Source organism: Arthrobacter sp. 05T423 (assembly GCF_056396245.1).
The window spans coordinates 16136-42564 of sequence record NZ_JBFTLC010000021.1 but is presented as its reverse complement, the minus strand read 5'-3'; the positions used below and the strand labels follow the sequence as shown (position 1 = coordinate 42564).

Here is a 26429-nt window from a genome sequence, read left to right as displayed (position 1 = left end):
CGGGCTCACAACATCCGGACCCGGCACCGCAACTAAGCGGCGCCGGGTCCGTTCGCGTCCTGCCGGCAGTGTCCACCCGGCTCGGCCCCCGGCGGGCGCGGGTCGGTCCTGGGCGGCCGGGCCCTCCGTCCTGGGCAGCCGGCCGCACGGCCCGGGCAGGGCTGGCGTGGTCCCCCACCCCTGCGCCAAAAACCTTGGATTCCAAGGTTTTTCCAGCCTCGAACCCGAACGTTTTCCCAACCCCCGCCGCTTTAAGTGGTTGCCATCAGCGTCTTTTCGAGGAGACAAAAATGGCATCCATCCCACATTTCCTGTCGGCCCAGCGCCTGACCCCACGGCACCGCGCCCCCCGGCCTGCATCCCGCGGCCGCGGAATTGCTGCCGCCACAGCCCTGCTGCTTGCGGCCACAGGCGCGGGAACCTCGCTGGCCGCCACGCAGGTGACGGTGAAGAATCCAGGCGGGCTGACCGCCGTCGGCCCCGTCAACAGCGAACATGGTTTCCCGTCATGGTACGAAGACAGCACAAAAACGCGCGTTGAGCTCTGCCTCGACGACCAGAACCCGCTCTGCGGGTTCCTGCCCGGGGACATCCCGGATGATGCGGCGCCCATATCCTTCCCGGACAATTTCCCACAGGAAGCGTTCTACTTCCTCGGCAGCTCCCAGCTGGACCTCCCGGGCGGGGGAAAGGCGGTCCTGGTCCTCGGCCTGGAGGCAGCCTTCGCCAACACCGTCACACCGGGCGACCAGATTGTCTTCGGCCGGCAGCGCATCGTGGTTAAGGGCGGACCGGCCAACAGCACCCTCACCTTCCGGCACCCTTACGGCACCATCACCATCGACACGGATGGCACCGGAGCGGGCAAGCTTGTGGAAGACATCTCCCCCGCCACCGGTAACTTCACCACCGCACTGAAGAGCAACATCGGCCCGTTCCTGAAATGGGATCCGGCCACCGCCCCGGCTGCCCCCGACGGGTTCCTCGGCGACCCCGCCCAGAACCACACGGTCGTGGGGAGCCCGTTCGCCTACAACAAGTTCTCCGTGAACGGCGGCGGACTCGCCATTGAAACGGACCAGTTCACGGTGCGGGGCAAGATCTCCACCAACCAGGGGGTTAACGGCGACAGCGCCGTCGTGAACGGCAACATGATCGATGTGTTTGCCAGCAGCGGGAACGGTGCCCAGGTCCAGGTCGACGGGCAGGCCGGGGCCTTCGAAACCACCCCCATGCTCAGCGACCCTGACACCGGCCGGTACTACGCACGGGTGCAGTTCACCGGGTCGGCGCCGGCCACCGTGAAGGTCACCAATATTGGCGACAAGCCCGCCAGCAGCAGCCAGATCAGCGTCACCAAACCCAGCGGCGTGCTGATCACCAAGGCTGTCTATGACGGAACGAACCTGACGGTTGCCGCCGTCTCCACGGCCGGCTACCCGCTGACTGTCACCGGCCTGGGCACCCTGGATGAGCCGGCTGCCGGAGCACCGTCTGAAAAGTCGTTCCCGGTGAGCGCTCCGCCGGCCACCGTCACGGTGAAAACCGCGGCAGGCGGCTCGGCCTCCCTGCCGGTGACCGTGTCCGGCGGCGCTGCTTCCGCGACGGGGCAGCCCGCCGTCACACCGGCCCCGGACCCCGGTCCCGTCGTCGACACCGGCAGCGGCTCTGTCCCCGGCGCAACGCAGCCGACGACGGCGGTAGCCACCGCCGCATCAACTACAGTCACGCGCGGCGGAACCGTCCAGCTGGACGGCAGCACATCAACAGGCGCAGCCAGCTACAAGTGGATCCAGGTCAGCGGACCAGCCGTCACGTTCTCCAGTGACACCGCCGCCAAGCCCACCGTCACCGTCCCGTTCTACGCCAAGACCACGGATACGGCACCGCTGACGGCCAAATCCAACGATCCGATCCAGCTCCAGCTGGTCGTCACGGACAAGAACGGCATCGGCAGCGCCCCCGCAACAGTGGGTCTGACGGTGCAAACGGACACCGTGGTGGTTTCCCCGTCCCGGCACCGGCTCAACACCGAACTGCGGATCGACGGGACCTCAACACTGGCAGGCAACACGGCCGTCCTGGTGCCGGCCACCACGGTGGTCATCTACGACACGACGCCGGGACGTCCCGTCAGCAAGATCGGCACCGCCCAGGTGGACACCCTGGGTGCCTGGTCCTACCGGGTCAAGCCGGGTCCTAGCCGGCAGATCACCAGCGTCCTGGTCCAGTCCACCCGCGGCGGCACCGCCACCGGAACTCTGGCCACCCGGTAACACGGGCAGTCCGTACCAACCGGGGCCCTGTCTGCACAGCAGACAGGGCCCCGGTTCGTATCCGGAGGATGGTCAGTCCTCGATCCATTCGAGCAGGTCACCGGGCAGGGCAACCGGTGGGACCCGGGCAGGCTTTCCTCCGTCCCGTTGACAGGCTGCGAGCCGAGCGTAGGCTCAGTGCACCTACCGTGCGGCATCGCCAAACGGAGCGATGCCCCGGACCGCGAAAGGGGATACGAATGGCTATCCAAACGCCTTCGCCAGCGCTCGTAAACGGTTTGAGTTCGGCCCTCCGGGGACAGCTGATGCTCCCCGGGGAACCTGGTTACAACGAGGCACGGAAGGTCTTCAATGCGATGATCGACCGCCGCCCGGCAGTCATAGTCCGTCCGGCAGAGGCTAACGACATCCGCCACGCCGTGGACTTCGCACGGGATCACCACCTTCCGATCTCCATCAAAGGCGGCGGCCACAATGTCGCGGGCAACGCCGTGGGCGAGGGGGCGCTCATGGTGGACTGCTCGGGCATGAGGAACATCCGGGTTGATTCGGACCGCCGGACAGCCCTGGCTGAAGCCGGAGCGCTTCTGGCCGACCTCGACAGTGCCACCCAGGCGTATGGACTGGCAACTCCGCTCGGAGTGGTTTCGGTGACCGGCATCGCCGGTTTGACCCTCGGCGGCGGCATCGGCTGGCTCAACGGCAAGTTCGGACTTGCGTGCGACAACGTGCTCTCCGCCGAGATCGTGACTTCTGACGGCGAGCTCCTGACCGTAAGCTCGGACCATCATCCGGACCTCTACTGGGCGGTCCGGGGAGGGGGCGGCAATTTCGGCGTGGTCACCTCGTTCACCTACCAGTTGCATCCAGTGGGGACCGTCATTGCCGGAGGACTCTCATTTCCGCCCGAGCGGACGAGGGAGGTTTTGCAGCTTTATCCTGCATTCGCCCTTTCCTGTCCCGACGAGCTCTCAATGTCGGCCAGTCTTGGCCGGGACGACTCCGGTCGCCCTGTTTTCAACGTCGGACTCTGCTGGAGTGGGAATCCTGAGGAGCTGGATGCGGTGCTGCGGCCGCTGCGCGACACCGGCCCGGTGGCCGACAACGTTGCCCCGACAGGCTACTGCGCCCTGCAGAGCGCGCACGATGGCGGCTTCCCGCGGGGCCAAAACCACTATTGGAAATCCAGCTTCTGCAGCGACCTAACCGACGATGCTGTCGACACGCTGCTTCACTTTGCCGCCGAAATGCCCTCACCGGCCAGTGGCATCGGCATGCAGCAGCTGCACGGCGCCGCTGCCCGCGTCGCCCCCTCAGCCACAGCCTTCCCTCATCGCCGGCCTCAAAGCGAACTCCTCATCCTGGCCCAATGGGCTGACCCGGCGGAGACCGAACGCAACGTGGGTTGGGCCCGCGCCCTCTTTGAGGCGATGCAGCCGTTCGCGGCTAGCGGCGTTTATGTTAACGACTTGGGCGACGAGGGGGAGACCCGGGTGAGGGCAGCATACGGCAGTAACTTCGACCGTCTTGCCGCCGTAAAGGCCACATACGACCCGGCCAACCTCTTCCGCGCCAACCAGAACATCCGGCCGGCGACCTAAAATAATCCCCTGTTTTGAGTCCGTCAACCAGCGGTACGGTTGCCGCCGTCGTCCGCCTCCGCTTCCGCATCGCGGGCTGCCTTGGCGGCCTTCACCACCACGGCCTCCAGCTCGTCCGTGCTGAGCAGCTCCTTGTGGAGGTGCTTGGTACGGTAACCGGCGCGGCCCACCATGTGGGCCGAGACCGGGACTGTGAGCAGCTGGAAGATCCAGGCCACGAGCAGCACCGGCCACACCCACCAGGTGCGCAGCTGCAGCCCCACCGCGGCCAGCAGCAGGAACAGGCCGAGGACCTGGGGCTTGGTGGCGGCATGCATCCTGCTCATCAGGTCGGGGAAGCGCAGCAGGCCGATGGCGGCGGCCAGGGACATCAAGGCTCCCACCACCATGAACACGGCCGAAACAGCATCGATCACGGTATCCACGACGTTTGCTTCAGGACTCATTGGGCTGTTCCCGTCTGTCGGCCACGAAGCGGGCCACCGTCACCGAGCCGATGAACCCGATGACGGACACGGCCACCACCAGCATCAGGTTGTTCAGGTGCCGGTTCACGGCCATGTCGATGCACAGGGCCGCGCCGAGAATGGCCAGCAGCACGTCCGCCGCCAGGACCCGGTCCAGCAGCGAGGGGCCCCGGGCAATGCGGATGATCGCTCCCGCAGCCGCGAGGGCAAGCGCCACAGCCGCGACGGTGAGGACCAGGCCCATCATGCGCCAACCTCCTGCTTCAGGGCCGCAAGCTCTTCCTTCGTTCCCATGATCCGGATGAGTCCCGCCTCGGTGTCGCGGACTTCCTTCCGCAGTTTTTGGGCGTCGTCCTGGTTCCCGACGTTCAGTCCGTGGATGTAGAGCGTGGACGTGGATCTGTCCACCTCCACCACCAGCGACCCCGGGATCAGGGAGATCACGTGGCCGGTCGCCGTCACCATCAGGTCCGAATGGCTCCGCAACGGAACGGCGACGACGGCGTTGGTCACCTTGGGCCCCTGGGCCACCGCCAGGTAGAACACCTGGCAGCTGGCGGCCACCACCTTGCCGAGGAACACCACCCCAAACCGAACGGCCCTCAGGACATTGAAGCGGCCGCTCAGCTCCACCGGCGGCAGGTAGAACAGGCGGGCCACGGCGATCGCCAGCAGGGCGCCGAAGAGCAGGTTGCCGGGGCTGAAGTCCTGCCAGAGCGCGCCCCAGACGAAAACAAGCCAGACCAGCAGCGGCAGTTCCTGGCGCAGGGACACCCGTTTCCGGCTCATTTTCCGCCTCCACTCAGCGCCAGGGCCGGCACGGGCGCCCCGTCGCCGAGCACCGCCTGGATGTAGGCGGACCTGTCCAGCATGGCCGCGGCGGACTGGTCCGCCACCTGAAACAGCGGTCCGGCGAAGACGGTGAGTGCCACGCCCAGCACCACCAGACCCAGCGTGGACCCCACCATGGTCCGCGGCAGCAGGCGGACCGCCGCCGTGCCGCCTTCCGGGGCCGAGCCACCTTCCCGAGCCCGGACGGGGGCCGGAACCGCGAGGAGTACCGGGTCGGGGTGCTCCGCGTCCTCGGCCTTGCGCCAGAACGCGCGGTTCCAGACCCGGGCGACGGCCAGGAGGGTCAGCAGACTCGTCAGCACGCCCCCGATTACCAGGGCATAGGCCAGTGGGGTGCCCAGTCCGATGCCGGCCTGAATCAGGCCGAGCTTGCCCAGGAAGCCCGAGAACGGCGGGATCCCGGCCAGGTTCATGGCGGGAACGAAGAACAGCAGCGCCAGGAGCGGGGACAGCTTGGCCAGCCCGGCCAGACGGTCCACCGAGGAGCTGCCGCCGCGGCGCTCAATCAGCCCGGTGACCAGGAACAGACTGGTCTGGATGGTGATGTGGTGCGCCACGTAGAACACAGCAGCCGCCAGTCCGGCCACGGAGGACATCGCCAGGCCGAACACCATGTAGCCGATGTGGCTGACCAGGGTGAAGGACAGCAGACGCTTGATGTCGCTCTGCGCGAGGGCACCCAGGATGCCGACGACCATGGTCAGCAGTGCCACCACCATCAGGGGCGTGTTGAGGCTGTCGCCGGGGAACAGCAGGGTTTCCGTGCGGACCATGGCGTAGACGCCCACCTTGGTCAGCAGGCCGGCGAACACGGCTGTGACCGGTGCCGGCGCGGTGGGGTATGAGTCCGGAAGCCAGAAGGACAGCGGGAAGACAGCGGCCTTGATCCCGAAGGCCACCAGCAGCATGACATGCAGGAGCGTCTTGGTTCCCTGGTCCAGTTCCGACAGCTTCATGGCCAGGTCCGCCATGTTGATGGTGCCCGTTGCGCCGTAGACCATCGCGATGGCAATCAGGAACAGCACCGACGACACCACTGAAACCACCACGTAGGTGACGCCCGCCCGGATGCGCGGACCCGTGCCGCCAAGGGTCATCAGCACGTAGCTGGCCGTCAGCAGGATCTCGAAGCCGACGTACAGGTTGAACAGATCCCCGGACAGGAACGCGTTGGAAACTCCGGCCACGAGGATCAGGTACGTGGGGTGGAAGATGGACACCGGGGCGTCCCGGTCGCCGTCGGCCATGCCCTGGCCCGTGGCATACACCAGGACGGCGAGGCTCACTGCGGAGGACACCACGAGCATAAGCGACGAGAACTGGTCCACCACCAAAACGATTCCCCACGGCGGCACCCAGCTGCCAATGTGCACCGCCGCCGTGCCGCCGTTCCAGACAGACGCGAGGAGCAGGCATTCCAGCACCAGGGTAAGTGAGAGCAGTCCGATGCTCACGGCGCGCTGCGCGCGGGAATGCCGGATCAGCAGGAACGTCAGCGCCGCCCCCAGGATGGGAAGTACGACGGCGAGCGGGGCAAGGCTTGCGAGGTTCATTCCGCACCTCCATCCGCAGCCGCGCCTGAGTCTGTGTCTTTGTCTGTTTCTGGGTCAGCCCTGACGTTGCCGGATCCCGGTTTCTCTTCTATCGCTGCGTGCTCTGCCAGGAGCGTCCGGCCGCCCGCCTCGACGGTGGCCACCGGCCCTGCGGCGGCGGAACTGTCCGAGCCGAGCATGGGCAACGGGAACTCGGAGGTTTCCATGGGGATGACGGCATCGTCCTCCGCGTCGAAGCTGGGGGTTTCGGCCACGCGGCGGTCCTCGATGTCGTCTTGGATGTCGTCCTGGCGGGCAAGCACCCAGGTCCGGTAGATGATGCCCAGCATGAAGGCTGTCACGGCGAAGGAAATGACGATGGACGTCAGGATCAGCGCCTGCGGCAGGGGATCGTTGTAGGACGCGGGATCCGTGTCCTTGCTGAAGAAAGGCGCCAGTCCGGCATAGCCGCCGGTGGCGAGAATCAGCAGGTTGGTGGCATTGGCCAGCAGCATCAGCCCCAGCAGCACACGGGTCAGGCTGCGCTCCAGGATCAGGTAGATGCCGCAGGCGTAAAGCGCGCCCATGACCGTCAGCAGGGTCAGGTTAACTGTCATGCCTGGCCGCCTCGGGTCGATCCGGCGGGGACACCGGCTGGCACCTGTTCAGTGCCTTCGGCGCCCTCCTGCCCGTCTTCCTGCTCGTCAAGTTGCAGGGGACGTTCCTCGAAGTGCTCGTCGATCTCGGCCCCCAGGCTGCGCAGCACATCCAGCACCAGACCGACGACAACGATGTACACGCCGATATCGAAGATGGTGGAGGTGACGAACTTGATGTCGCCAAAGACCGGCAGCCAGAACTCGATGATGGCGCTCTGGAACACCTGGCCGCCCAGCAGGACGGGGGCGGCCCCGGACAACGCGGCGGTGGCCAGGCCGATCCCGAGCAGGGTGCCTGCGCTGATGGGAGTGGCTTCCCGCAGTTCGAAGCGGCCGCCCGCGAGGTAGCGCAGGGTGAGGGCCAGCCCGGCCATGAGGCCGCCGGCAAAGCCGCCGCCGGGGAGGTTGTGCCCGGCCAGCAGGAGGTAGAGCGAAAAGATGATCATCGAGTGGAAAATCAGCCGGGTGACCACTTCGAAGATGATGGAGCGGCGCTCCGGCGCCAGCGTGCGCCCGGCAACGAGCCACGGGTCCCGCGCTGCCGCGGCGAACTTGCGGGTCAGCGCCAGCGCAGCGCCGTCCCGCGACGATTTGTCCACGCCGTGCCGGCGGCCCACGGTCCCCTCGGCCACCGCGGACGCCGTGCGAAGCCGGTCCCCGCGCCCCCGGACGAAGATCAGGCTTGCCACGCCGGTCGCGGCCAGCGCCAGCACGGAGATCTCACCGAAGGTGTCCCACGCGCGGATGTCCACCAGGGTGACGTTGACGATGTTGAGTCCGCCGCCGCCCTCGTAGGCCAGTTTGGGGAACTCGAGGGAGACGGGCGTGGCGATGCGGGCACCCATGGCGTGGATGGCGGCGAAGACCATGGTGGCACCGAAGGACAGGCCGATGATCACGCGGACCACCCGGTACTTGCCCCGGGTGCGGTCCCGCAGCTCCGCGGGCAGGCTGCGCATAGCAAGCACGAATGCCACCAGGATGATGGTTTCCACGAGCATCTGCGTCAGGGCGAGGTCCGGGGCACCCTGCAGCGCGAACATCAGGGCGATGCCGTAGCCGGTGACGGAAACCATGAGCACGGCCAGGAAGCGCTTGTTGGCCCGAACGGCGGCGAGCGCCCCGATGACGATTCCGGCACCCGCCACCAGTTGCAGCGGCGAATTGGGGTCCACGAAGTAAAGACCTGGCGGAAGCGGCTTATTCGCCACGATCAGGGCGGACAGCGGCAGGGCGAAGGCAACGCTGAGGATCACGGCCAGGTAGAAGTACAGCGAACCTCGCTGCGTGCGTCCGGTGATCCAAACTGCGACGTCGTCCAGGGCGCCGATGGTCAGCTGGTAACCGCGGTCGGCGTCGAACCAGGGCGGGACGGCGCTCTGGACCCGGTCCACGACGCCGCGTCCGTAGAACATCGCCGCGCCGGCGGCGAAGGTGACGGCGGTCAGCCCCAGCGCGGGGGTCAATCCGTGCCACAGGGCCAGGTGTCCGGCGGCACCTGCCGCCGTGCCGGCGTCGGACGTTCCCTCCGCAAACAGGGCCGCGTACGGCTGGATCCAGGCATCAACCGGCGCCGGCCACAGGCCGTAGACGATGGTGAGGGCGCTCAGCACTGCCGGAGCCGCCAGGAAGGCCGGCCGGATGGCCTTGAACTCTGTGCGCTCGACGCCCGGCTTCACGGCGAAGGCGCCCCACATGAAACGCGCACTGTAGGCGAACGTCAGCACCGAGCCAAGCACCACGCCCGCCAAAACCACTGCACCCCACGGGCCGTAGCCGGGCGAGCCGGTGAAGTGCACGAACGCCTCGAGCACGGATTCCTTTGCCACGAAGCCGCCCAGCAGCGGAATGCCCGCCATGGAGGCGGCGCCGATGCCGGCCACGATGCCGAGCGCCCGGGAGGAGCGGAAAACGCCCGAGAGCTTGCGGATGTCCCGGGTGCCGGACTGGTGGTCGATGATGCCCACCACGAGGAAAAGGGTCGCCTTGAAGAGCCCGTGGGCGAGCAGCATGGCCAGGCCGGCGAGCGCGGCGTCGGGCTTGCCGAGCCCCACCACCATGGTGATGAACCCGAGCTGGCTCACGGTGCCGTAGGCCAGGATGAGCTTGACGTCCGTCTGGCGCAGGGCACGGTAGCCGCCCACCAGCATCGTGGCCAGGCCGAGCCCGAGGACCATCGGCAGCCAGTAGGCGGTGTCCGTGAAGCCCGGGGCGAGGCGTGCCACGATGTACACGCCGGCCTTCACCATCGCAGCGGCGTGCAGATACGCACTCACGGGCGTTGGCGCGGCCATGGCGCCCGGCAGCCAGAAGTGGAAGGGGACCAGCGCGGATTTGGTCACCGCGCCGATCAGGATGAGGACGACGGCGGGGCCCACGGCTTGCGCCGTGGGCCCGGACACGAGCCCGGGTGCCTGCTCGAGGATGGCGGAGATCCGGTAGGTGCCGGCGCTGGCGCCGAGCATGATCAGGCCCACGAGCATGGCCAGGCCGCCTGCGGTGGTGACCATGAGGGCCTGCAGCGCGGAACGGCGGGCCGCCAGTCGTGTCCGCGCGTAGCCGATCAGCAGGTAGGACAGGACCGTGGTGAGTTCCCAGAAGATGAACATCATGAGCAGGTCATCCGCGGTGACCAGCCCGAACATTGCCCCGGCGAATGCCAGCAGCTGCGCGCCGAACCCGCCGAGGTAGCTGTCTTTGTCCTTGAAGTACCGTGCGCAGTAGACCAGCACCAGGGCACCCACGCCGAGGACCAGCAGCGACATGACCCAGGCCAGGGCGTCCATGCGGAAGGCGAATTCAATGCCAAGGCCCGGGATCCATGGGACGGTTTCGGCGGGGCCGCCGAAGCCTGCGGGGGCGCCGGTTTCTGCGGGGCCGCGGGTGCCATAGACGGCGGCGTGCTGGAACAGGAGCCAGACGAACGAACCGGCGGGCACCGCGGCCAGCGCGTAGAACGAGTTGCGGCCGAACTTCCGGAAGACGAACGGCGCCACAGCGGCCACCGCGAAGTGCACGGCAAGGACTGTGATCACTGGTATCTCCGCAAAGTCAGAATTCGGTTATCAAAAGTTGGAGCAGGCGGTCATTCGTTGGGTTCGGTTCCAGCAGTTTATCAAGGGGGTACTGGCAGTTTTCCCCGCCCGGGCCGGTCGCAGCGCGAGTTTCGCCAGTCTGCGGGAGAGTTTCCGTTCCCTGTTCGCCACAGGCGGATAGCATCGGCCTATGAACTCCGCAGCCGCATCCGAGGCGACGCAGCCGTCGTCGGAACTTGAAGCAGGGCGTCAGGCTTTCAGCAAGGGCCGCGTCCTGGCGTGGGCAGCCTGGGACTGGGGGTCGGCCGCCTTCAACGCGGTCATGACGACGTTCGTCTTCACCGTCTACCTGACGTCCCAGTCGTTCGGCGGCGAAGACCGGGCCTCAGCGGTGCTCGGCGGAGCGCTGGCCATTGCAGGGGCTGCCATCGCCCTGCTCGCTCCGGTCACGGGCCAGCGGTCGGATACCGGGGGCCGCCGCAAGCTCTGGCTGGGAGTGAACACGGCCGCCGTCGCGATCCTGACGGCACTGTGCTTCTTTGTGTTTCCCCGGCCCGAGTTCCTCCTCCCGGGAGTGGCCCTGATCGCCCTGGCCAATGTGTTCTTCGAGTTCGCGGGCGTGAACTACAACGCGATGCTGGCGCAGGTTTCCACGCCGCGGAACATCGGCAAGGTCAGCGGTTTCGGCTGGGGCATGGGCTACCTCGGCGGCATCGTGGCTCTGCTCATTGTGCTCCAGTTGTTTGTGCAGCCGCGCTTCGAGTGGTTCGGCGCCTCCACCCAGGACAGCCTCAACATCCGGCTGGTGGCCGTGTTCTCCGCCCTGTGGTTCTTCATCTTCGCGCTGCCGGTGATGTTCGCCGTACCGGAGCTGCCCAAGCCCAGGCGGGCCGCGGGCCTCGGCTTCCTGGCGTCGTACGGTCTGCTGGCACGCAGGATCAAAGCCATCTACCGGACCAGTCCGCACACCATCTTCTTCCTGCTGGCCAGTGCCATCTTCCGCGACGGGCTGGCAGCGGTCTTCACGTTCGGCGGGATCATCGCGGCCGGCACCTTCGGCTTCGAGCTGCCGCAGGTCATCTTCTTCGCGATCTTTGGCAACATCGTGGCGGCCGCGGGCGCGGTCATGGGCGGGTTCCTGGACGACAGGGTGGGGCCCAAGGCCGTGATCGTCGGTTCCCTCACCGGTCTGCTGGTCGCAGGCACGGCGATCCTCGTGCTGGGCAACGACAACCACACGTTTTTCGGCGCACCATGGTCAGGCGCTACGACGTTCTGGGTTTTCGGGCTGTTCCTTTGCCTGTTCGTAGGCCCCGCCCAGTCCTCCTCGCGCGCGTACCTGGCCCGGCTGGCGCCGCAGGGCGAGTCCGGTGAGCTCTTCGGCCTGTACGCTACCACCGGCCGGGCCGTCAGCTTCCTCGCCCCCGCTCTCTTCACGCTGTGCATCACCGTCGCGACACCCCTGGTGGCCCAAGGGGAAGCGCAGCGCTGGGGCATCCTGGGCATCATGGTGGTGCTGCTCGCCGGGCTGCTGGTCCTCCTGCCCGTGAAGGCCCCGAGCGAAGCCGGGATTGCCGTCGTCCCGCAGTCCTAGCCCGGGCGGAGCGCCAACGGACACGTGCGGCCCGGCAGGGCGCACGGTTTCGGCCGAAATCGCGCCTTCGCGGACTAGGCTGATGTCATGAACGTGGAAGAGACGGATCTCCCAGGTCTGGGCAGGCGCAAGGACTTCATGACGGCGTCCGGCCGCCGGATTGGCGTCGTGGAACTCCGCGAGGGCCAGACTGAGCTCTTCGTTTCGACGTGGGACGACCCCGACACCTGCCAGGCCTCGATCCCGCTGACCGGCGATGAGGCGGCGACCCTGGGAAACCTGCTGGGAGGCCAGCACCTTGCCATGAAGCTGACCGAGGCGCACCGGGAAGTTCCTGGGATCGTCACGCGGCAGTTCTCCATTGCCGCGGATTCCCCGTTCCAGAACCAGCCCATGGGCAAGGCCTGCATCCGCACGCGGTGCGGCGTTTCGATTGTGGCGATCATGCGTGAAGGCGAGGTGGTCCCGTCGCCGGGTCCCGACGTCGTCCTTCACGCCGGTGACCTGCTGGTTGCCGTAGGCACGCAAGAGGGCCTGGACGCTGCGGCCGACATCCTCCGCAACGGCTGATCCTCGTGGACCGCGTGGCCCTGTTTCTCATCGAACTGGGGGCAGTCGTGTTCTGCCTCGGCCTGCTGGCGAGGCTGGCGGGGCGCATCGGGATGTCCCCCATTCCGCTTTATCTGGTGGGCGGACTGTGCTTCGGTGCCGGCGGCGTGGTGGAGCTGAGCGGTATGAAGGAGTTTTCCCACCTTGCAGGTGAGATCGGTGTCATCCTGCTCCTGCTTATGCTCGGTTTGGAATATACGGCAACCGAACTCGTGACCGGCCTGCGAAGATCGTGGAAGGCCGGCATCCTCGACTTCGTCCTGAACTTCGTTCCAGGCGCTGCCCTGGCTGCCTTTTTGGGGTGGGGAGTGGTGGGCGCCATGGTTATGGGCGGCGTCACGTATATATCGTCGTCGGGCATCGCGGCCAAGGTCATCACGGACCTTGGCCGTATCGGTAACCGGGAGACCCCAGTGGTTCTCTCCATCCTGGTCTTCGAGGACCTGGCCATGGCGATTTACCTGCCGATCCTCACCGCCACGCTTGCCGGCGTCAGCTTCCTGGGCGGCCTGCAGACCGTGGGCGTCTCGCTCGCAGTCGTCACCGTGGTGCTGCTGGTTGCCCTAAAGCACGGGCACCACGTCTCCAAAGCCGTGCACAGCGAAAATTCGGAGGTATTCCTGCTGAACCTGCTCGGGGCCGCCTTGCTGGTCTCGGGTGTGGCGGCGGTGCTGCAGGTGTCCGCCGCGGTGGGCGCCTTCATGCTCGGCATCGCCATCTCCGGCGCCACGGCCCACAGTGCGACGCGGATCCTTGAGCCGCTGCGGGACCTGTTTGCCGCGATCTTTTTTGTGGCGTTCGGGCTCAACACCGACCCCACCTCGATACCGCCCGTGCTGGCGTGGGCGCTTGTCCTCGCGGTGCTCACCGCCGCCACCAAGATCATCACCGGAGCCTGGGCCGCCAAGCGTGCCGGCATCGCGCGGCCGGGTCGTTTCCGCGCCGGGGCCGCGCTGATAGCCCGCGGCGAGTTCTCCATTGTCATCGCGGGCCTGGCTGTGACGTCCGGCGTGGTCGCGGGCGAGCTCGCCGCCCTGGCCACGGCGTACGTCCTGATCATGGCGATCCTCGGGCCGCTGGCTGCCCGCTACATCGAACCGCTCGTCAAGAGGTTCTCCCGCCGGACGCGGCCGCAGCCCGTCCCGGCCTGAGCCCGTTCGACGGGCACGCCGCGCTAGATATCCGTCCGGTGGAAGTTCAGGTGGCTGCGGCTTGCGGTGGGGCCGCGCTGGCCCTGGTACCGGTTGCCGTACTCGCCGGATCCGTAGGGGAATTCCGCAGCGGAGGACAGCCGGAAGAAGCAGAGCTGTCCGATCTTCATCCCCGGCCACAGCTTGATGGGCAGCGTGGCCATGTTGGACAGCTCCAGCGTGACGTGCCCGGAGAAGCCGGGATCGATGAAGCCGGCTGTGGAGTGCGTCAGCAGGCCGAGGCGGCCAAGCGAGGACTTGCCCTCGAGGCGCGCGGCGATGTCGTCCGGCAGCGTGACGGTTTCGTAGGTGGAGCCGAGCACGAATTCGCCGGGGTGCAGGATGAACGGTTCGCCCTCCTCCACCTCCACCAGCCGGGTCAGCTCGGGCTGCTCCTCGGCGGGGTCGATGTGGGCATATTTGTGGTTGTCGAACAGCCGGAAAAAGCGGTCAATCCGGACATCCACCGAGGACGGCTGGACCATCGCGGCTTCGAATGGATCGAGGACGATCCGCTCGGAATCAATTTCGGCACGAATGTCGCGGTCAGAGATCAGCACACCGTCAAAAATACCATTGCTGCTCCCCTGCCCTGCCGCTAGTGTTGCGTGAACAATCAGGCCGACGGTCTCACGTCATACGGCCAGAAATAGAGCTGGGGATATTTTGAACAGGATTGCGGCCAAGGCCGCTGTTGCACTCGCCTGCGCCCTCGCGCTGGCGACGCCCGCGGCCAACGGCCTGCCACCGACGGGCGGCCTGCCAATCACGGCAACAGCCGGCAGTTCCGCCCCCGCTGCTGCCATGCCGGGGACGGCGGCCACGCCCGACGACGGCGGCCCAGGTACCGCGCCGACCCTACCCGGGCCTCCACCCACGGGTTCGGCCGGCACCGCAGCGCCCTCCGGGACGACACCTGCCGTTCCGGCTGCCCTGCCCGCACCGGCGCCCAGCCCGGCAACAGCTGTGCCCAGCCAGTCCCCTACAGCCCCTGCTCCAGGCCGGCCGGCCCAGGCGACCCAACCCGCCCAGCAGGCGGGCCCGCCCGAGCCAGCCTCCATCCCACCACTCTCAGCTCCCGCGGATGCGTTCGCGGCACCGCAACACACGGCCCGGACGGAGCCAGGCGGCGCTGCAAAGGGCCTGCTGACAACGCAGGCCCTGGTGCCGGACAGCAACGCGGCCCAGGTGACCGCCGTTTTCAACGCCATCAACACCTACCGGGCGTCCCTGGGCCTGCCGGCTGTCAAGTACCACGCCACCGTTGCCGGCATGGCTCAGGAATGGTCGGACAGCATTGCCTCCCGGGAGGTCATCGAACACCGCGCCAACTTCTGGACTGACGCACGCGCCCTGAGCCCCAACAACGGCGCGGGCGAGGTCATTGCCGTCCGCTGGGACCGCGACGCTGCGCAGCTCGTCGAGTGGTGGAAGAATTCGCCGGCGCACAACGCCATCCTTATGGACCCCCGGTTTAACGTCGTCGGCATCGGCATCACCTTCACCGACGGGAACTGGCAGACTACCCCCAACCGCTACACCATGTGGGGTGTGGTGAACTTCTTCGGCTACACGGCGCTGCCTGCCGGGACCACCGCGGCGCCGGGTGCCAGCGCCTCGGTTCCAGTTCAGCCGACCGATGTGTGCGAGCCGCTGGTCAAACACATGCCGCCCACGCTGGACCTGGCCACCGCCGCCATCAAAAGTGCCGGGGACATCGTGTCGGTGGACTCTTCGGGCCAGCTCATCAACCGGCCCGCACTGGGCGCCGGACAGTTCGGTCCGGCCGAAACAATCGGGGCAGGATTTGCGGCCGCGAGGCAGGTTTTCGTTACGGACTGGGACCGGGACGGCGTTTTCGATCTGCTGGCGCAATGGTCCGACGGGCGACTGACCATGCATCCGGGGCAGCTGGCGGGCGGCTTCCTGCCACCGGTGACGCTGGGGCAGTCCGGCTGGGCCGGCATGACGCTGGCCGTCGGCGGATGGTGCTCCACCAACCGGCTGCCCGAGCTCCTGGCCCTCGACTCCGACTCAAACCTCTGGCTCTACCCCAACCGGGGCATAGGCGACCTGGCCCAGCGGACGCTCATCGCTTCCGGCGTCGCGGCGACACGGCTCGCCATGGTGGATTATGATGGCGACGGCTTCCAGGACCTGCTGGCCCGCCAGGGTGATGGCAACGTTGTGCTCTACCGGGGTTCGGGTGGGCCGTCGCCCAAAGCCGAAGCCCGCACACTGGTCGCCAGCGGGTGGGGCGATGTGACAGCCATTCGCGCCCTGCACGGCGTCACCGGCACCTACTCCGTCGGCCTGGCCCTGCAGAGGACCGGCATGGCCGGCCCCGTGCAGTACTGGAACCTCGACGCCGGAGTGCTGTCGCCGCCGTCGGCCATCCCCGGGACGTGGGCGGGCCAACGCCTGGCACAATAGGCGGCCGCCGGAACAACGCTCTGGAAAAGCGGCGGGGGTCTCAGTCCGCCGTCGTACGCTCTTCGATAACGCCCGGCAGTTTCGCAAGCTGCCCCACCGCCGCCCGGAGCCGGCCCCGGTACGCCGGGCGGATATAGCTCCAGAAACCCTTGGACGGCGCCTCCAGCGCGAACCGCACCCGGGTTCCGGCGCGCTCGGTGCTGAGGTAGAAACCGCCGCGGAGGAGGGACGGCCCGGCGACCACCCGGAACTGGATTTCGGCGCCGGGCCGCGCATGGGTGATTTCGTAATCGCGCGCCACCGGGCGGCCTCTGGGACCTTCCATGGTGACCTGATACCTTGCTCCGGTGCTGCCGGCGCTGCCGGAACTTAACCCCACACTCCGGACGCCGTCCTGCCAACTGGCAAGGTTCCGCCCGTCCAGGAGAAACGAATAGACCGTCATGGCGTCGCGCGCAACGAGGACCTCGTGTTCTGCACCTGCCATGGGGATCCTTTTCCGACGTCGGGCGTGCCTTGCGTAGCCCGTTCCCCTGTACTGCAGCTAACGAGATTCAGGATAGTCACCGGCGCCGGCCCACGGCCGCGCGCCGCCCGGGCCTTTACCGAACAGTTACGGGAGGCCTCTCGGGCGGGGTTGTCGACGCGCGCGGACTCAGGATCCAGTTGGCGGGCGCCTCGGCGCAACTGCGCTAAGCTAGGTTCTGCCCCGGCAGTTTCGGTGCATTGCGGCTGTAGCTCAATGGTAGAGCGCTAGCTTCCCAAGCTTGATACGCGGGTTCGATTCCCGTCAGCCGCTCCACACCACCTCTTTGGATGGGCACTACGCTGCCCGGCGCACCACCTGAAGCAATCCACGCCGGTTCCGCAGACTCACCTTGAGCGTCAGCTCACCCCGGCGGGCAAGCACGACGGCGACAGTCGCCGCCGCGAGGGACGGCACCCCGCCGGCCACCAGCAACCCGGCGTGCGGATCCACGTGTTCGGCGATGAAACCGATCATCGGTCCGCCGAGGGCCTGGCCGCCGATCAGCACCATGATGTAGAGGCTCATCACCCGCCCCCGGATGCTCATGTTGGAGCTGGTCTGCACCAGCTGGTTGGACGCGGTGAGGAACATCAGGCACCAGAATCCGGACAGCACCAGCGCGGCGCCGAACAGCGGAAGGGTGGGGACGGCCGCGGACAGGCACAACATCAGCCCGTACATGCCGGCCGCTAGGACCACCGACCGCAGCCTGAGCTGCCGGCGCCGGGTGGAAGCCACCGCGCCGGTCAGCGCCCCGAGTGCGACGAGCGCATTCAGCATTCCGTAGCCGCCCGCGCCGATTCCGTACACCCGGTCGGCGAAGGCGGCGAGCAGCACCGGCAGGCTCATGGCGAACACCGAGATGAACCCCACCATGAGCCACGGCCAGTAGATGGTGGGCTTGCTGAGCGCGTACCGCAGCCCTTCACGCAGCATGCCCTTGGACTTGGGGACGGGCGCGCTGACAAACAGTTCGTCCCGGCGCAGCAGCAGGAGCATGGCCACGGTTGAGCAGCAGGCCGCGGCGTTGGCGGCGAACGCCCAGCCGGCGCCGACGGCGGTCAGCAGCACCCCGGCGATGGCCGGACCGATCAGCCCGCCCAACTGGAACGTCGTCGAGTTCACGCTGATGGCGTTGCGCAGGTAGCGGGGCCCCACCAGTTCATGGACGAACACCTGCCGGGCGGGCTGGTCCAGCACAGTGACCAGGCCAAGCACCAGCGCGATGCCGTAGACATGCCAGACCTCGATCCTCCCGGTGAGCGCGAGGACGGCGAGCGCAGCGGCGAGGACTGCAGCGGCGGACTGGCACATGATGAGGATCCTGCGCTTGGAGAAACGGTCCGCGACCATTCCGCCCCACGGTCCCAGCAGAAGGGAGGGCAGGAACTGCAGCGCCACCGTGAAGCCGACGGCGGTTACGGATCCGGAGAGCTGGAGCACCAGCCAGTCCTGGGCGATACGTTGCATCCAGATGGCGATGACCGCAATGAAGTGGCCCGTGGCGAAGAGCCGGAAGTTGGGAACCCGGAGAGAGATGAAGGTGTGCCGCCACGGAAGGCGTTCACTGACGACGGCGACGGGCTGGGTGACGGTGGCCAGTGGCGGCGGTGGGGGTGTCACAGGGGTTCCTCAGGTGTGCGGTCCGATGGGGGATGCCCTCAACGCTATGGTCCGCACATTCGATTGTGGAAGACTATTGCTCCTATAACTATCATTGCTGAACGTAATGACTTGCCGCCCCGAGGAGGGCCCATGTTCGAACCGGCCCAGCTCCGATCGTTCCTCGCCGTTGCCGAAACCCTGAGTTTCACCAAGGGGGCAGAACGCCTGGGCCTGGCCCAACCGACGGTCAGCCAGCACGTGCGCAAGCTCGAGGTCGCCGCGAAGCGCACGCTGGTCAACCGGGACACGAGGGATGTCAGGCTGACGGATAACGGTGACGCCATGGCAGGCTTCGCCCGGAGCATCCTCGCGGCCCATGACGCCGCCGCCCGCTACTTTTCCGGCTCAGCCATGCGCGGGCGGCTGCGCTTCGGCACCGCCGACGACCTCGCCATTACCGGCCTGCCCCGCATCCTGCGCGAATTCCGGCAGATCTACCCGCAGATCAATCTCGAGCTCACCGTCGGCCAAAGCGACCAGCTGTACAAGCGCCTAAATTCCGGCCAGCTGGACCTCGTCTTCGTGAAGTGGGTAGCCGGTGCCAAGGACGGGACCGTGGTCCAGCACGACACCTTCTCCTGGGTGGGGCTCGAACAGACTTCACTGGAGCCTGGCCATCCGGTGCCCCTGATCGCCTACCCTGCGCCGAGCCTGAGCCGCAAGCTTGCCATCGATGCCCTCGAATCCGTGGGCCGGACGTGGCGCATCACCTGCACCACCAAGCAGATCAGCGGAGTGCTGGCGGCCGTCCGTGCCGGCATCGGCGTTGCCGTAATGCCGTCCTCGCTGGTGCCCGAGGACCTGAAAATCATCACCCGCCGCTTCGAGCTGCCCCCTGTGGGGGATGTCGATTTCACCCTGATCAGGAACCCGCTGGCGAACGCCGAGGTCATCGACGCCCTGACCCAGGCGATCATGGGGAGGACCCTGAAGAAGCCGGTTTAGGCGGGTTGCTGCCCGAAAAATCATTGATAATGGTTCGCAGCTGGCTTATGCTGTGACTGTTGCGGTCATGCAGCGGCCGCCAACACACAGGTTTCGATAACGAACATTGCTTGGCAATGACGCCCGCGTTGTTCGGGATAGGTGCACCGTGACCACTGCCGCAAACCCCCGCTATACCCGCCACTCCATGACCATGGACGCCGAATACGTCGGCCAGCCCAACTGCGAAAAGTGCGGAACTGACGAGTTCATTTACCTCGAGTCCTTCGTGCCGGCCAAGCATCGCCAGGACGGCACCGTCCGGAAGCTGGGCGAAGTCGCGTACACCTGTACGCGCTGCGAGGACTTTTCCGCACACAGCGTTCCCGCGTCGTGGGCCCCGCCCGGCTGGTATCTGGGCTAAGCAGCAAAACAGCGAAACCGCTAAGCAACAGAACGGGCGGGCACTTGGAGGGTGCCCGCCCGTTCTTTGCCATATGCGTGCCGCTGGGCCAGAGAGCCGCTGGATCAGCGGACCTCTGGATCAGCGATCGCTAGATCAGCGAGTCGGAGAGGTGGTTGGGCGTGCCGAACCGGTGCGCCGTGATGCTGACGGCCTGCTCGTGCAGGAACGGCAGCATTTCGATGCGGCCGGCCTCTGTCACCTCGTGGGCGTAGATGGCCAGGTCCGGTCGGCCGCCGGTCGCTTCGGCGAGATCGGCTGCGGAGCCGCCGATCAGGCGGATGCGGCCACCGGACAGCTTGTCCGCCGCGGCGAGATGGCCCGCGGACGCCAGCCACGCGGCGTCGTCCTCCACCGTCACGGCGATGTCCAGGCCCGTAAGCACCGCACGCAGCTGGGCGGGAAGTGCGACGCCGGAGGAAACCGTGACCGGAGCACCGGCAAGTACCCCGGCGGCTACTGTCCGGACGAGCGCCCGGAGGGATCCGCCGTCGGACAGCCGGACGGTGACCGGCAGCGCACGGTAGCGGAAAATGTTCCGCTCGGCACTCAGGCCCGAGACGTCCTTGGCGGTGCCAAATTCGTCGGCCCAGGCGAGGGCGTCGGAGCCCAGTGCCCGCTGCAGGGCTTCAAGGTCGGCGGCGTCGAGCTCGCCCTTCACTGCGTCCACGAGCCGCTGCACCCTGCGGTTGGCGATGCCCACCGCAGCGCCCTGGGCGCTCTCGGTGCTGGTCCAGTCGCCCAGCCCGGCGAGGTAGTTGGGGCCGCCTGCCTTGGTGCCGGCGCCGACTGCAGACTTCTTCCAGCCACCGAACGGCTGGCGCTGCACGATGGCACCGGTGATGCCGCGGTTGATGTAGAGGTTGCCTGCCTGGATGGTGTCCAGCCACAGTCCCAGCTCGTCCGTATTGAGGGAGTGGAGGCCGGCGGTGAGGCCGTACTCGATCTGGTTCTGGATGGCGATGGCCTCTTCCAGGGTGTCCGCGGTCATGACACCGAGGACGGGGCCGAAGAACTCGGTCAGGTGGAAGTAGGATCCACGCTTGACGCCGTAGCGCACGCCCGGGCTCCAGAGCTGGCCGGTTTCGTCGAGCTTGCGGGGTTCGACGGCCCAGTTCTCACCGTCGCCGAGGGTGGTCAGGGCGTTGAGCAGCTTGCCCTTGGCCGGCTCAATGATCGGCCCCATCTGGCTGGTGGGGTCCTGCGGGTAGCCCACCTTCAGGGAGGTCACGGCATCGATCAGCTGGTTGTGGAACCGCTTCGAGGTGGCCACAGAACCCACCAGGATCACCAGCGAGGCGGCGGAGCACTTCTGTCCGGCATGGCCGAAGGCGGAGTAGGCAACGTCCTTCGCGGCGAGGTCCAGGTCTGCGCTGGGGGTGACGATGATGGCGTTCTTGCCGCTGGTTTCGGCCAGCAGCGGCAGGTCCTTGCGGAAGGAACGGAACAGTTCGGCCGTCTCGTAGCCGCCGGTGAGGATCACGCGGTCCACGGCGGGGTGGGAGATGAGCTGCTGGCCGAGCTCGCGTTCGCCCAGCTGGACCATGGTGAGAACGTCCCGCGGGACGCCCGCTTCCCACAGTGCCTCAATCATAACGGCGCCGCTGCGGCGGGCCTGCTTGGCAGGTTTGATGACGACGGCGGAGCCGGCGGCGAGTGCCGCGAGCGTGGAACCGGCCGGGATGGCCACCGGGAAGTTCCACGGCGGGGTGACCACGGTCAGCTTCGCCGGAACGAAGGTGGCACCGTCAACCTGGTCCAGCTTGCGGGCGGACTCGGCATAGTAGTGGGCGAAGTCCACGGCCTCGCTGACTTCGGGGTCGCCCTGGTCGATGGTCTTGCCGGTCTCGCTGGCCATGACCTCGAGCAGGTCCGCGCGGCGGGCCTCGAGGACGTCACCGGCGCGGTGCAGGATTTCGGCGCGTTCGGCGCCGGACAGCGCACCCCACGCCTTGCCCTTGTCGACGGCCGTGGCAATCACGGTGTTGAGGGTGTCCGCGTCCGTGATGGTCGCGGCTTCGACGGAGGCGTTGCCCAGGGTCGAGTCCGGGACGCGGTCCAGGATGGCCCGGCCCCAGTCGCGGTTGGCGGGCAGGGACGGGTCCGTGTCCGGGGTGTTCTGGAAGCCGGTGCGCGGCATCAGCTCTGCCGGGAGGCTGCGGTTCTGCAGGCGGTTGGGCGGCGGCACCTCGTCGTCGAGCTCTTCCAGGGAGGACAGGAAGCGCTGCTTTTCGCGCTCGAACAGTCCTTCGTTTTCGCTGAGCTCGAAGACGGCGGACATGAAGTTTTCCTGGCTGGCGCCCTCTTCGAGGCGGCGGATCAGGTAGGCGATGGCGACGTCGAATTCGGCCGGGTGCACCACCGGTGTGTAGAGCAGCAGGGAGCCGACGTCCTTCTTGACCGCTTCGGCCTGCCCCTGCGCCATGCCGAGCAGCATCTCGAATTCGATGCCCGACTCGACGCCGCGCTTTTTGGCCAGCAGCCAGGCAAAGGCGATGTCGAACAGGTTGTGGCCTGCCACGCCGATCCGGACGTTGCCGATCCGGTCCGGGTGCAGCGCGTAGTTGATGACGCGCTTGTAGTTGACGTCCGAGTCGAGCTTGGTGCCCCACGTGGCCAGCGGCCAGTCATGCAGCGAGGACTCCACCTGCTCCATGGGGAGGTTGGCACCCTTGACCACGCGGACCTTGATGGCCGCGCCGCCGTCAGCGCGCCGGGCGGCCGCCCATTCCTGCAGCCGGATCATGGCGGCGAGGGCGTCGGGCAGGTAGGCCTGGAGCACGATGCCGGCTTCCAGGTTCTTGAATTCGGGCTTGTCCAGGATCCGGGTGAAGACCGCGATGGTCATGTCCAGGTCCTTGTACTCCTCCATGTCGAGGTTGATGAACTTCGCCTTGGAGAAGGAGGCCGCGCGCGCAAAGAGAGGCGTGAGCTTCTCGACGACGTGCTCCACGGCCTCGTCGAATGCCCAGGCGGAATGCGGGGCCACGGTGGAGGACACCTTGATGGAGACGTAGTCCACATCCGGGCGGGCCAGCAGCGTGTGGGTGCCTTCGAGCCGGCGGGAGGCCTCGTGCTCGCCCAGCACGGCTTCGCCGAGGAGGTTCACGTTGAGCTTGATGCCGTCCTTGCGGATCTTGGCGATGGCCGGGCCCAGCTTGGAGTCGGTGGCATCAACGATGAGGTGGCCCACCATCTCACGAAGGACCTTGCGGGCCACCGGAATGACAACCTGCGGCAGGACCGGGGCCATGAGGCCGCCCATCTGGACAGCGCTGCGCATGTACCAGGGCAGGAAGGCGGGAACCTTCGGGGCGAGGGCAGCGAGGTTGCGGGCCGCCACGTGGAGGTCCTCGGGACGGACCACACCGTCGACGAAGCCCACGGTGAAGTCAAGCCCGTTCGGGTCCTTCAGGACGCCCGCGAGCTGCTCGGCGGAGGCGTCCACGGGAACCTTGCTGGCTTCGGTTAGCCAGCGGCGGACGAGGGCAATGGCGTCAGTGGCCAGGGCAGTCGCCTCGGCGACGTCCGACCCTGCCGAGGGGGTGGCGACAACGCTGGCCACAGCGGCGTCCTTGCCTGCCTGCACGCGGTGATCCGTTGCGGTGTTGGTCATGGCTTTCCTCGTTCTTTCGGTGCGATGGGATCGTCTTATTCATCAGTATGAGCCTGTCGTCCCTTAAGATAAAGCGATCTTTACTGAGCAATACACGTTAGAAAAACCGATCGTTCTGTATTCCCGCCTGCTGCCCCGAAACCCCGCCCCGAGGACTAGTGATAGAGCGTCGCGGGAATGGCCGCAATAGCTGATAGAGGGTTGGGAGGCAAAAACGCTCGATCAGTTTTCGCCGCCAAACAGCGAACCCTCCCTCACCAGCGGTGAGGGAGGGTTCGTCAGCAAGGCGCCTGAAAGGGAGGGAGCTACACCGGCGTGTGCATTTCCACTGCCTCGCCGTGCCGCGGGCTGTTCGGGTTCATCAGCGAGTGCCGCTTGCCGTAGCTGAAGTAAATCACCAGGCCGATCACGAGCCAGACAACGAAGCGCAGCCAGGTTTCCCAGTGCAGCTGGAACATCAGGAACGCGGAGGCCAGGACACCGAACGCGGGGACTACCGGCATCAGCGGCAGTCGGAAGGTCCGCGGCGCCTCCGGTTTGGTGTAGCGGAAGATGATCACGGAAACGCACACCACCACGAACGCGGCGAGGATACCGATGTTGGTGAGGTCGGCGACGGCCTTGATCGGGAACACGCCGGCCAGGAGCGCCGAGGCGATGCCGGCGATCCACGTCACGCGCTGCGGGGTTCCATTCCGGTCGGTCTTGGAGAACCAGCCGGGGAGGAGCCCGTCGCGGCTCATGGAGAACCATACGCGGGTGACGCCGAGGAGGAACGTGAGCATCACGGTGAGGATGGACAGCACCGCGAACACGGAAATGATGGTGGCGATGACCGGAAGGCCTACGCCCTGGAACGCCGAGGCGAAGCCCGCGGCGGGATTGATGTCTTTGTAGTTCTGCATGCCGGTGAGCACGAGGGTGGCGGCAACATAGAGCAGCATGGCGATGATGAGGGACAGGATGATCGCCTTGGGCATGTGCTTCTTGCCGTCGGTGGCCTCTTCGGCCGCGGTACTCATGGCGTCGTAACCGAACACGGCGAAGAACACGGTGGCCGAGCCAGCCAGGACGGGGCCAAAGCCGCTGGGCATGAACGGACTGAAGTTCTGCGTGTTGATGTAGAAGACGCCCAAGCCGATGATGAACAGGATCAGCACAACCTTGATGGCAACGGCAATCAGTTCGAACCGGCCGAAAGTCTTGGTGCCGCGGGAGAGGATCCAGGTCACCAGCAGGCAGACCAGGATGGCGGGGATGTTGATGATGCCGCCCTTGCCTTCGTCCACGGTGGACGTCATCCAGGCGGGCATGTGGATCCCAATGCCGGAGAGGAACGCATCAAAGTAGCCGGAGATGCCGATGGCCACCACAGCCACAATCGCGATGTACTCCAGCAGCAGGTCCCAGCCGATGAACCAGCCGATGATTTCGCCCAGGGCCACGTAGCCGTAGGTGTACGCCGAGCCGGCGCGCGGGATCATGCCGGCGAACTCCGCGTAGGAGAGGGCCGCGGCAGCCGAGGCCAGCCCGGCGATCAGGAAGGAAATCAGCACCGCAGGTCCGACGCCGGGCGTGTCGGCGCTGCCGTGCGCCACGAGACCCGCCAGCGAAAAGATGCCGACGCCGATGATGCCGCCGACGCCGATGGCCGTCAGCTGCCACAGTCCAAGGGACTTGAATAGTCCGCTGTGTTTGTTCTCCACTTCGATGTCGTCAATAGGCTTGCGCCTCAAGATTGATTGCGATGGATCTGGTGTATTCATCGGGACTCCTGCGTAGGTGCGGCCCCATCATGTCGCCCTGTGATGGGGGTAACTCAATCTGTTTAGTATGCAAGCAGTCTTGCATTAGATAAAGTGCATACTTCTAACCAGTATTCGTTAGCCCAACTATTCATTTGTGCAACCCAAGGAACAGCCCATGCTTGATGTTCGCCGGTTGAGGCTGCTCCGCGAGCTGAAGATCCGGGGCACGCTCGCCGAGGTAGCCGCAGCCCTGCAGTACAGTCCATCCTCAGTGTCCCAACAATTGGCCTTGCTTGAGAAGGAAGTTGGGGTGGAACTCCTGAGGAAAACAGGCCGCCGCGTGCAGCTGACCCCGCAAGCAGAGGTTCTGGTGGCGCATACAGCCCATCTGCTGGAAACGCTGGAACAGGCGGAGGCAGACCTGGCCGCCTCACTGACCACTGTCTCGGGCACGGTGCGGATCGCCGTCTTCCAGTCCGCCGCGCTGGCCCTCATGCCGGACGCACTCACCCGCCTGGCGGCTACCTACCCCGAGGTGCGGATCGAGATGACCCAGCGCGAGCCCGAAACGGCGCTGCATGAGACGTGGGCCCGTGACTTCGACCTGGTCATCGCCGAGCAGTACCCCGGCCACGCCGCGCCCCGCTACCCCGAACTGGACCGGGTGCGCCTCACGAGCGACGCCATCCGGCTCGCGGTCCCGCCGCCCGCGGAGGGCAGGAAGAAAGTCGACACACTCGCTGACACGGCCGAGATGCCGTGGGTGATGGAACCGCGTGGCGCGGCGTCGCGGCATTGGGCAGAGCAGGCCTGCCGCAGTGCCGGCTTCGAGCCGGACGTCCGCTTTGAAACGGCTGACCTCCAGGCCCAGATCCGCCTGATCGAGTCCGGAAACGCGGTGGCCCTGATGCCGGACCTGGTGTGGACCGGCCGCGGCACCGCGGCACAGCTGCTGGACCTTCCCGGCAAGCCGAGGCGGACGGTCTTCACCTCAGTGCGGCGGTCGGGGGCGCAGCGCCCCGCCATCCTCGCCGCCCGCGAAATCCTGGCCTCCACCGCCGCCTCCATTGCGGCGGCCCAGGAAATAGACACCGGAGCTGACGCCTCCGGCGCCCCCGCCCCGGCCGCAGCCGCCGTGTCAGAAGGAACGGAAGGAACAGCAGGAACGGCAGCCGGCGGAGAACCGGTCTAGCAGATGTTCCCTAGCTCACAGCCAAGCGTTGACCCCGGCGCTAA

At 66.8% G+C, this 26429-nt stretch carries 20 protein-coding genes and 1 tRNA gene; 10 read left to right on the top strand and 11 right to left on the bottom strand.

Translation table 11 applies throughout. The features are described 5' to 3' along the window. The first annotated feature begins 290 nt into the window (after window positions 1-290). Complete coding sequence (locus AC1DFE_RS15440) at window positions 291-2276, top strand: hypothetical protein (RefSeq protein WP_476906755.1); 1986 nt, start codon at window positions 291-293, stop codon at window positions 2274-2276. 239 nt (window positions 2277-2515) lie between these two features. Then, window positions 2516-3877, top strand: a complete 1362-nt coding sequence (locus tag AC1DFE_RS15435) for an FAD-binding oxidoreductase (RefSeq protein ID WP_476906754.1) — start codon at window positions 2516-2518, stop codon at window positions 3875-3877. Between the two features lie 23 nt (window positions 3878-3900). Here AC1DFE_RS15435 and mnhG read toward each other — a convergent pair whose 3' ends face one another. Genes mnhG through AC1DFE_RS15405 form a run of 6 tightly spaced genes read right to left on the bottom strand, consistent with a single transcriptional unit; the run spans window position 3901 to window position 10422 of the window. Then, the gene (gene mnhG / locus AC1DFE_RS15430) at window positions 3901-4323 is read right to left on the bottom strand and encodes a monovalent cation/H(+) antiporter subunit G (protein WP_476906753.1); all 423 of its coding nucleotides are present in this window, start codon (window positions 4321-4323) and stop codon (window positions 3901-3903) included. Continuing rightward, window positions 4313-4591, bottom strand: a complete 279-nt coding sequence (locus tag AC1DFE_RS15425) for an MrpF/PhaF family protein (protein ID WP_476906752.1) — start codon at window positions 4589-4591, stop codon at window positions 4313-4315. The genes mnhG and AC1DFE_RS15425 overlap by 11 nt, the downstream gene beginning before the upstream one ends. Continuing rightward, on the bottom strand, window positions 4588-5133 hold the full coding sequence (locus AC1DFE_RS15420) for a Na+/H+ antiporter subunit E (protein WP_476906751.1): 546 nt from the start codon (window positions 5131-5133) through the stop codon (window positions 4588-4590). The genes AC1DFE_RS15425 and AC1DFE_RS15420 overlap by 4 nt, the downstream gene beginning before the upstream one ends. Next, a complete protein-coding gene (locus AC1DFE_RS15415; RefSeq protein ID WP_476906750.1) occupies window positions 5130-6749 on the bottom strand; it encodes a Na+/H+ antiporter subunit D in 1620 nt (539 codons plus the stop codon). The genes AC1DFE_RS15420 and AC1DFE_RS15415 overlap by 4 nt, the downstream gene beginning before the upstream one ends. After that, the gene (locus AC1DFE_RS15410; protein WP_476906749.1) at window positions 6746-7345 is read right to left on the bottom strand and encodes a Na(+)/H(+) antiporter subunit C; all 600 of its coding nucleotides are present in this window, start codon (window positions 7343-7345) and stop codon (window positions 6746-6748) included. Before AC1DFE_RS15410 ends, AC1DFE_RS15415 begins: the two co-directional genes overlap by 4 nt. Next, window positions 7342-10422: a Na+/H+ antiporter subunit A gene (locus tag AC1DFE_RS15405; RefSeq protein WP_476906748.1), complete on the bottom strand. Its 3081-nt coding sequence runs from the start codon at window positions 10420-10422 to the stop codon at window positions 7342-7344. Before AC1DFE_RS15405 ends, AC1DFE_RS15410 begins: the two co-directional genes overlap by 4 nt. 190 nt (window positions 10423-10612) lie before the next feature. On the opposite strand from AC1DFE_RS15405, the gene AC1DFE_RS15400 reads away from it, so the two are divergent. From AC1DFE_RS15400 to AC1DFE_RS15390, 3 genes are all read left to right on the top strand, one after another. Next, entirely contained in the window at window positions 10613-12016 is a 1404-nt protein-coding gene (locus AC1DFE_RS15400; RefSeq protein ID WP_476906747.1) for an MFS transporter, read from the top strand. Window positions 12017-12103: 87 nt separating this feature from the next. Next, complete coding sequence (locus tag AC1DFE_RS15395) at window positions 12104-12586, top strand: cation:proton antiporter regulatory subunit (RefSeq protein ID WP_476906746.1); 483 nt, start codon at window positions 12104-12106, stop codon at window positions 12584-12586. Window positions 12587-12591: 5 nt separating this feature from the next. Beyond that, entirely contained in the window at window positions 12592-13776 is a 1185-nt protein-coding gene (locus AC1DFE_RS15390) for a cation:proton antiporter (protein ID WP_476906745.1), read from the top strand. Between the two features lie 23 nt (window positions 13777-13799). On the opposite strand, the gene dcd is transcribed toward AC1DFE_RS15390, so the two are convergent. After that, the gene (dcd, locus tag AC1DFE_RS15385; RefSeq protein WP_377992725.1) at window positions 13800-14375 is read right to left on the bottom strand and encodes a dCTP deaminase; all 576 of its coding nucleotides are present in this window, start codon (window positions 14373-14375) and stop codon (window positions 13800-13802) included. 106 nt (window positions 14376-14481) lie between these two features. Here dcd and AC1DFE_RS15380 point away from each other — a divergent pair, with 106 nt between their 5' ends. Continuing rightward, window positions 14482-16248: a CAP domain-containing protein gene (locus AC1DFE_RS15380; RefSeq protein ID WP_476906744.1), complete on the top strand. Its 1767-nt coding sequence runs from the start codon at window positions 14482-14484 to the stop codon at window positions 16246-16248. Window positions 16249-16288: 40 nt separating this feature from the next. On the opposite strand, the gene AC1DFE_RS15375 is transcribed toward AC1DFE_RS15380, so the two are convergent. Further along, complete coding sequence (locus tag AC1DFE_RS15375; RefSeq protein WP_476906743.1) at window positions 16289-16735, bottom strand: SRPBCC family protein; 447 nt, start codon at window positions 16733-16735, stop codon at window positions 16289-16291. A gap of 241 nt (window positions 16736-16976) precedes the next feature. Between AC1DFE_RS15375 and AC1DFE_RS15370 the strand changes: the two genes are divergently transcribed. Next, a tRNA-Gly gene (locus AC1DFE_RS15370) sits at window positions 16977-17050 on the top strand. A 21-nt stretch (window positions 17051-17071) separates the two neighbouring features. On the opposite strand, the gene AC1DFE_RS15365 is transcribed toward AC1DFE_RS15370, so the two are convergent. Next, window positions 17072-18400 carry an MFS transporter gene (locus AC1DFE_RS15365; protein WP_476906742.1) on the bottom strand — a complete coding sequence of 443 codons (1329 nt, stop codon included), beginning with the start codon at window positions 18398-18400 and terminating at the stop codon, window positions 17072-17074. A gap of 132 nt (window positions 18401-18532) precedes the next feature. Here AC1DFE_RS15365 and AC1DFE_RS15360 point away from each other — a divergent pair, with 132 nt between their 5' ends. Further along, entirely contained in the window at window positions 18533-19387 is an 855-nt protein-coding gene (locus AC1DFE_RS15360; RefSeq protein ID WP_476906741.1) for a LysR family transcriptional regulator, read from the top strand. A 148-nt stretch (window positions 19388-19535) separates the two neighbouring features. Continuing rightward, window positions 19536-19790: a hypothetical protein gene (locus tag AC1DFE_RS15355; RefSeq protein ID WP_476906740.1), complete on the top strand. Its 255-nt coding sequence runs from the start codon at window positions 19536-19538 to the stop codon at window positions 19788-19790. 130 nt (window positions 19791-19920) lie between these two features. Here the strand turns inward: AC1DFE_RS15355 and AC1DFE_RS15350 are convergent, their stop codons facing one another. Continuing rightward, window positions 19921-23445, bottom strand: coding sequence for a bifunctional proline dehydrogenase/L-glutamate gamma-semialdehyde dehydrogenase (locus tag AC1DFE_RS15350; protein ID WP_476906739.1), 3525 nt, complete (start codon window positions 23443-23445; stop codon window positions 19921-19923). Between the two features lie 305 nt (window positions 23446-23750). Further along, window positions 23751-25211 carry an amino acid permease gene (locus AC1DFE_RS15345; protein WP_476906738.1) on the bottom strand — a complete coding sequence of 487 codons (1461 nt, stop codon included), beginning with the start codon at window positions 25209-25211 and terminating at the stop codon, window positions 23751-23753. Between the two features lie 157 nt (window positions 25212-25368). Between AC1DFE_RS15345 and AC1DFE_RS15340 the strand changes: the two genes are divergently transcribed. Continuing rightward, complete coding sequence (locus AC1DFE_RS15340) at window positions 25369-26385, top strand: LysR substrate-binding domain-containing protein (protein ID WP_476906737.1); 1017 nt, start codon at window positions 25369-25371, stop codon at window positions 26383-26385. Window positions 26386-26429 lie beyond the last annotated feature (44 nt).

Bases quoted from the DNA above. Each gene is read 5' to 3' on its own strand.
- AC1DFE_RS15350 (WP_476906739.1), bottom strand. From the start codon at position 23,445: ATGACCAACACCGCAACGGATCACCGCGTGCAGGCAGGCAAGGACGCC.
- AC1DFE_RS15425 (WP_476906752.1), bottom strand. From the start codon at position 4,591: ATGATGGGCCTGGTCCTCACCGTCGCGGCTGTGGCGCTTGCCCTCGCG.
- AC1DFE_RS15360 (WP_476906741.1), top strand. From the start codon at position 18,533: ATGTTCGAACCGGCCCAGCTCCGATCGTTCCTCGCCGTTGCCGAAACC.
- AC1DFE_RS15340 (WP_476906737.1), top strand. From the start codon at position 25,369: ATGCTTGATGTTCGCCGGTTGAGGCTGCTCCGCGAGCTGAAGATCCGG.
- AC1DFE_RS15400 (WP_476906747.1), top strand. From the start codon at position 10,613: ATGAACTCCGCAGCCGCATCCGAGGCGACGCAGCCGTCGTCGGAACTT.
- AC1DFE_RS15440 (WP_476906755.1), top strand. From the start codon at position 291: ATGGCATCCATCCCACATTTCCTGTCGGCCCAGCGCCTGACCCCACGG.
- mnhG (WP_476906753.1), bottom strand. From the start codon at position 4,323: ATGAGTCCTGAAGCAAACGTCGTGGATACCGTGATCGATGCTGTTTCG.
- AC1DFE_RS15420 (WP_476906751.1), bottom strand. From the start codon at position 5,133: ATGAGCCGGAAACGGGTGTCCCTGCGCCAGGAACTGCCGCTGCTGGTC.
- AC1DFE_RS15395 (WP_476906746.1), top strand. From the start codon at position 12,104: ATGAACGTGGAAGAGACGGATCTCCCAGGTCTGGGCAGGCGCAAGGAC.
- AC1DFE_RS15410 (WP_476906749.1), bottom strand. From the start codon at position 7,345: ATGACAGTTAACCTGACCCTGCTGACGGTCATGGGCGCGCTTTACGCC.
- AC1DFE_RS15375 (WP_476906743.1), bottom strand. From the start codon at position 16,735: ATGGCAGGTGCAGAACACGAGGTCCTCGTTGCGCGCGACGCCATGACG.
- AC1DFE_RS15345 (WP_476906738.1), bottom strand. From the start codon at position 25,211: ATGAATACACCAGATCCATCGCAATCAATCTTGAGGCGCAAGCCTATT.
- AC1DFE_RS15415 (WP_476906750.1), bottom strand. From the start codon at position 6,749: ATGAACCTCGCAAGCCTTGCCCCGCTCGCCGTCGTACTTCCCATCCTG.
- AC1DFE_RS15435 (WP_476906754.1), top strand. From the start codon at position 2,516: ATGGCTATCCAAACGCCTTCGCCAGCGCTCGTAAACGGTTTGAGTTCG.